This is a genomic window from Microbacterium sp. (assembly GCF_049650565.1).
Lineage (GTDB): Bacteria > Actinomycetota > Actinomycetes > Actinomycetales > Microbacteriaceae > Microbacterium.
This window is the reverse complement of the sequence record NZ_JBASAK010000074.1, coordinates 1-5,871: the sequence shown is the minus strand read 5'-3', so window position 1 is coordinate 5,871 and position 5,871 is coordinate 1. Positions and strand designations below refer to the sequence as shown.

At 68.5% G+C, this 5,871-nt stretch carries 5 protein-coding genes; 1 reads left to right on the top strand and 4 read right to left on the bottom strand.

Annotated elements, in window-relative coordinates; genetic code table 11:
• The 3 genes from WA967_RS12590 to WA967_RS12580 all read right to left on the bottom strand — a co-directional run.
• Positions 1–716 (bottom strand): ABC transporter permease (locus WA967_RS12590; RefSeq protein WP_424423094.1); only part of this gene is annotated, 716 nt, incomplete at its 3' end.
• The gene (locus tag WA967_RS12585; protein WP_424423092.1) at positions 713–1,636 is read right to left on the bottom strand and encodes an ABC transporter permease; all 924 of its coding nucleotides are present in this window, start codon (positions 1,634–1,636) and stop codon (positions 713–715) included. The genes WA967_RS12590 and WA967_RS12585, both read right to left, overlap by 4 nt.
• The gene (locus WA967_RS12580) at positions 1,633–2,763 is read right to left on the bottom strand and encodes an ABC transporter substrate-binding protein (RefSeq protein WP_424423090.1); all 1,131 of its coding nucleotides are present in this window, start codon (positions 2,761–2,763) and stop codon (positions 1,633–1,635) included. Before WA967_RS12580 ends, WA967_RS12585 begins: the two co-directional genes overlap by 4 nt.
• A gap of 192 nt (positions 2,764–2,955) precedes the next feature.
• On the opposite strand from WA967_RS12580, the gene WA967_RS12575 reads away from it, so the two are divergent.
• Complete coding sequence (locus WA967_RS12575; protein ID WP_424423096.1) at positions 2,956–3,783, top strand: sulfite exporter TauE/SafE family protein; 828 nt, start codon at positions 2,956–2,958, stop codon at positions 3,781–3,783.
• 183 nt (positions 3,784–3,966) lie between these two features.
• Here WA967_RS12575 and aspS read toward each other — a convergent pair whose 3' ends face one another.
• Complete coding sequence (aspS, locus tag WA967_RS12570) at positions 3,967–5,766, bottom strand: aspartate--tRNA ligase (RefSeq protein ID WP_424423088.1); 1,800 nt, start codon at positions 5,764–5,766, stop codon at positions 3,967–3,969.
• Positions 5,767–5,871 lie beyond the last annotated feature (105 nt).

Below are 5,871 nucleotides of genomic sequence, written 5' to 3'. Positions count from 1 at the left end.
GTGAAGATGGCGGGCAGGTACGGATCCTGGTTGCGGACGACGACCATGGCGGTCTGGAAGACCTGCCGGTTCAGCAGCGAGGCGATCGTGAACTCGCCCAGCACCACGGCCACCGAGATGAGGGATGCCGCCAGCAGGCCCTGGCGGATGTTGGGCGCGAGCACCTTGACGACCACGCTGAACCAGTTGGCGCCCAGGGTGCGCGCGGCCTCGGCGAGGGTGCGCAGATCGGCCGCGTCGATGGATGCCTGGATGGCGCGGTACGCGAACGGCAGCACGGTGATGCCGTAGGCGAACGCCAGAGTCCAGGTGCCGGTGCCCATCATCCTCGCGATCTGCAGGTAGATCGGAGACAGGCCGACCACGAGCACGATGGCGGGGATCGAGATGGGCAGCAGTGCGAGGAACTCGAAGTACGGCCGCAGCTTCGGAAAGCGCAGGTGCACGAGGATCATCGTCGGCGCCAGCAGCACCAGCACGATCACGACCGTCACCACCGACAGCACGAGCGAGTTGCCCAGGCCCGTCCAGATGGGCCTGATCATGCCCGCGGATGCCGGATCGAACAGCGCCGCCCAGTGCACGAGCGAGTAGCCGCCCTTCTTGTCGTCTCGCAGGGTGTACAGGAACGTCGAGATGAGCGGGATGGCGAAGAACGCGCCGACGAGGATGCCGATGATCCAGCGCGTGAGGCGAGAGGGGGCGAGCGCGTTCATGCCTGCCACCTCGCAGCCCGGCGCTGGATGAGCGAGTAGACCGCCATCACGATGCCGACCACGATGATCATGCCGAGTGCCAGCGCGCCGGCCAGGTTCTCGCGGCCCAGCACCGTTTCGCTGGTGAGCGCCGCGCGGATCTGCAGCGGCACGATCTGCGAGCCCTGGCTGATGAGCGCAGCGGCCGTGGCGTACGACGAGAACGCGTTGGCGAACAGCAGCAGCAGGCTGGCCAGGAACGACGGGGCCAGCACGGGGAAGCCGATCTGCATCCAGAAGCTGCGGCGGGTGCCGCCGAGTGTGGCGTTGGCCTCGGCCCACTGCGGCTTGAGCGCGGCGAGGGCGGGCATGAACGTGATCACCATCAGGGGGACCTGGAAGTAGATGTAGGGCAGGAGGAGTCCCGGAACCTCGTAGATCCAGTTGCCCTCGGCGAAGATGTTGATCCCGAACGCGTCCTTCAGCAGCACCGTGATCACGCCCTGGATGCCGATGGTCGAGATGAACGCGAAGGCCAGCATCACGCCGCCGAACTGCGCGAGCACGCCGGAGGCGGCATCCACCGACTGGCGGATGGCGCCCTCGGGGTTCAGGCCCAGCATGGCGTAGCAGACCAGGGCGCCGGCGACGGCGCCGACGACGGCCGTCAGCAGGGACACCCAGGCGGAGTCGGCGAACGTCTCCAGCACCACGGGGTCGGTCAGCGCCGACAGATTGCCCCAGGTGAACGCGCCGGTCTTGGTGAAGAAACCGCTGCCGATGGCCAGCACTGTCGGCAGAGCCAGGAACAGCAGCACATAGGCGGCGAAAGGAGTCAGACCCAGCCACGCCCAGGAGGCGCCGCGCCGGGCGCGTCCGGCGAGTACGGGAACGGGGGCGGATGCCGAAGCACCCGCCCCCGCGGTGACGGCGGCCGTCACTGGATCGCCGCCGCCCACTTCTCGCCGAGCAGCTTGCCGGCATCGGTGCTCTGCTTCTCGGTGGGCACGACGGTCTTCTCCGGCACCTTCGGCAGCGTGGCCGCCACCTCGGCGTTGATCGTGCCGGCGGCGGTCATGGCCTCCATGCGGGCCGGGCGCGCGCCGCCGCCCAGATACAGGTTCTGGCCCTCATCGCTGTACAGGAACTCCTGCCACAGGCGAGCGGCCGCCGGGTGAGCGGCGTCCTTGTTGATGGCCTGGTTGTAGTAGCCGGCGTAACCGACTCCGGGCAGCACGGTCACCTTCCAGTTCTTGACGTCCTTGGAGTAGGCGGCGTTCAGGTAGTCCCAGTCGAACACGACCGGGGTCTCGCCGCTGGCGACGGTGGCGGGCGTCGGGTCGACCTTGAGGAAGTTGCCGGTCTTCTGCAGCTCGGCGAAGTAGTCGATGCCGGGCTGGAAGTCGTCCAGCGTTCCGTCGGACTGCACGGTCGCCAGGCCGATGGCGGCGAAGGCCGCGCCGGCCTGCGTCGGGTCGCCGTTGATGGCGACGGAGCCCTTGAACTTCGAGCTCTTCAGATCGTCGAGGCTCTTCGGCTCGGGGAACTTCGAGGAGTCGTAGCCGATGGACATGTATCCGCCGTAGTCGCCCACGAACAACCCGGTGGACTCCTTCAGCTCAGCGGGGATGTCGTCCCAGGTCTGCACCTTGTACGGGGCGAACACGTCGGTGTTCGCCAGCGCGACGGCCAGACCCAGATCGAACACGTCGGGGGCGGTGTCCAGGCCCTTGTTGGTCTTGGCCGCCTGGATCTCCTCGGCGCTGGAGACGTCCGGCGACTGCTCGTTGATCGTGATCTCGGGGTACTTCTTCTTGAACGCGTCGAGGATGGCGCCGTAGTTGGCCCAGTCGTGCGGGAGGGCGATGACGTTCAGCTGAGCCTCCTTCTTCGCCGCGGCCTCGAGATCCGCGAACGAGCCGAAGTCTTTGACGGAGGTCGCGGTGGCCGCCTGGGAGGCGTCGCCGCCGTCGGTCGTGGCGCCTGAGCACGACGTGAGCAGCAGCGCTGCGGCTGTGGCCAGTGCGATGCCGGCGCCCAGGCGCGCGCGGCGGGTGATGATTGCCATGTCTTCCTCTCGGATATCCGGCCGGTGCCGGGGCGGGAACGGGAGGAACGCTATGCGTCTCCGGTGACGTCCCGGGGCGGGGCCGGTTAACGCGAGGTTATCGGGCGCGGCCCGTGGATGTCGACTTCGACAAGTTGCGCTTCGGTGACGGTCGTCGTGACGGTGCGCTCGATTCTGGCATCCTGGGAGCTGATGGACATCGGAGCGCTCCTCGGACTCGAACAGCTCACGTGGGGCATGCTCGTGCTCATCGTCGTGGCTGCCTTCGGCGCGGGCTGGATCGATGCCGTGGTGGGCGGCGGCGGGCTGCTGCAGCTGCCCGCGCTGCTGCTGATCCCGGGCATCCTGCCGGTGCAGGCGCTGGCCACCAACAAGCTCGCCGGCGTCTTCGGGACGACGACATCCGCTGTGACCTACTATCGGCGTGCGAGACCCGACCTGCGGACCGCCATCCCGATGGCCCTCATCGCGCTGGCCGGATCATTCGGCGGTGCCGCCGTGGCGATCCTGCTTCCGGCATCCGCCTTCAAGCCCATCATCGTGATCGCCCTGCTGGCGGTTGCGATCTTCACGTTCTTCCGGCCCGAACTGGGAGCCGCGACGAAGCTGCGCTACCAGGGCCGCAGGCACCACATCACGGCGGGGGTGATCGGGGTGGTGATCGGGTTCTACGACGGGTTGATCGGGCCGGGCACCGGCACGTTCCTGGTGATCACGCTGGTGGCGCTGCTGGGCTATGACTTCCTGCAGTCCAGCGCCAAGGCCAAGATCGTGAATCTGGCCACCAACCTCGGCGCGCTGCTGCTGTTCATCCCGCATGGCGCGGTGCTGTGGGCCTTCGGCGCGATCCTGGCGGTCGCCAACGTCGCCGGCAGCTACCTGGGGTCGCGGATGGCCATCGCCCGTGGCTCGAAGTTCATCCGCGTGGTGTTCCTGCTCGTGGTGATCGGCCTGATCGGCAAGCTCGGCGTGGACGTGTGGAACGAGAACCTCGGGCCGTTCCTCGCCGCGCTGCCCTGACCGCGTCGCTCGACCCTTCGCTCCCCACGTCCCACTCCACCCGCGGCTCAGCGCCGCCTGGAGCCTCCGGGGCGCGCGGACACGGCTCAGGGCCCCAGCTGTATTGCTGCCCCTGCTGAACGACGCCGCCCCTGCTGAACGACGTGGATCAGCAGGGGCGGCGACGGTGAACAGGGGCGGCGATCAGGCCTCGGCGGGCTGCACGTCCTCGTTGTCCTCGGGGACGAAGTCCACGCCGGCCTCGGCGCGCTGCTCGGGCGTGATGGGGCCGGGAGCCTCGGTGAGCGGGTCGAAGCCGTTGCCGGACTTCGGGAACGCGATCACCTCGCGGATCGAGTCGGTCTTGGTCAGGTGCTGCATGACGCGGTCCATGCCCAGCGCGATCCCGCCGTGCGGTGGGGCGCCGAAGGCGAACGCGTCCAGCAGGAAGCCGAACTTCTCGTCGGCCTGCTCCTCGCTGATGCCCATCACCTTGAAGACGCGCTTCTGGATGTCCTCGCGGTGGATGCGGATCGAACCGCCGCCCAGCTCGGAGCCGTTGCAGACGATGTCGTACGCGTAGGCCAGGGCGGATGCCGGGTCGGTGTCGAACGTGTCCTCGAACTCCGGCTTGGGGCCGGTGAACGCGTGGTGCACGGCCGTCCACGCACCGGCGCCGACAGCCACGTCGCCCGAGGCAACGGCATCCGCCGCCGGCTCGAACATCGGGGCGTCCAGCACCCAGGTGAACGCGAACTCGTCGGGGTTCAGCAGGTTCAGGCGGCGGCCGATCTCCACACGGGCGGCGCCCAGCAGGGCGCGGGAGTCCTTCGCGGAACCGGCGGCGAAGAACGCGCAGTCGCCGGGCTTCGCGCCCACGAGCGCCGCGAGGCCCTCGCGCTCGGACTCGGACAGGTTCTTGGCGACGGGGCCGCCCAGCGTGCCGTCCTCGTTGAAGAGCACATATGCCAGGCCCCGCGCACCGCGCTGCTTGGCCCAGTCCTGCCAGGCATCCAGCGTCTTGCGCGGCTGCGAGGCGCCGCCGGGCATGAGCACGGCGCCGACGTACTCCGACTGGAACACGCGGAAAGGGGTCTCGGTGAAGTAGTCGGTGGCCTCGACCAGCTCCAGTCCGAACCGCAGGTCGGGCTTGTCGGAGCCGTACTTGGCCATGGCGTCGGCGTACGTCATCCGCGGCAGGGGGAGCTGCACGTCGACGTCGATGGTCTTCCACATCGCGACGATGAGGGACTCCATCATCTCGATGATGTCCTCCTGCTCCACGAAGCTCATCTCGATGTCGAGCTGCGTGAACTCCGGCTGGCGGTCGGCGCGGAAGTCCTCATCGCGGTAGCAGCGCGCGATCTGGAAGTACTTCTCGATGCCGCCCACCATCAGCAGCTGCTTGAACAGCTGAGGGGACTGCGGCAGCGCGTACCAGGAGCCGGGGCGCAGGCGAGCGGGCACCAGGAAGTCGCGCGCGCCCTCGGGCGTGGAACGGGTGAGCGTGGGAGTCTCGACCTCGGTGAAGTCGCGGCTGTGCAGCTCGTCGCGGATGGCCTTGTAGACATCCGAACGCAGGCGCATGGCGGCGGCGGGAGCCGGACGGCGCAGGTCGAGGTAGCGGTGCTTGAGGCGCGTCTCCTCGCCGATCGGGTCGGTCTCGGCCAGCCCGCTCGACACCGGGAAGGGGAGCGGGGCGGACTCGTTCAGTACCACGACATCCGCCGCGATCAGCTCGACCTCGCCGGTCGGCAGGTTCGGGTTCTCGTTGCCCTCGGGGCGGCGCTCGACGGTGCCGGTGACCTTCAGCACGAACTCGCTGCGCAGCGGGTGCGCGACCTCCTCGTCGCGGATGACGACCTGCGCGATGCCGGACGCATCGCGAAGATCGATGAACGCGACGCCTCCGTGATCGCGGCGACGATCGACCCAGCCCGAGAGGGTGACGGTCTGACCGATGTGCGAGGCTCGCAGCGAGCCTGCCGTGTGTGTGCGGAGCACGGAGGATTCCTTCTGATCGGGGAATATGGACTGCCCCAGTCTACGTGGGGCCTCGCGGGGCCCAGCATCCGCCCTGACTGGATCGGAGTGCGTCGGCTGAGAACC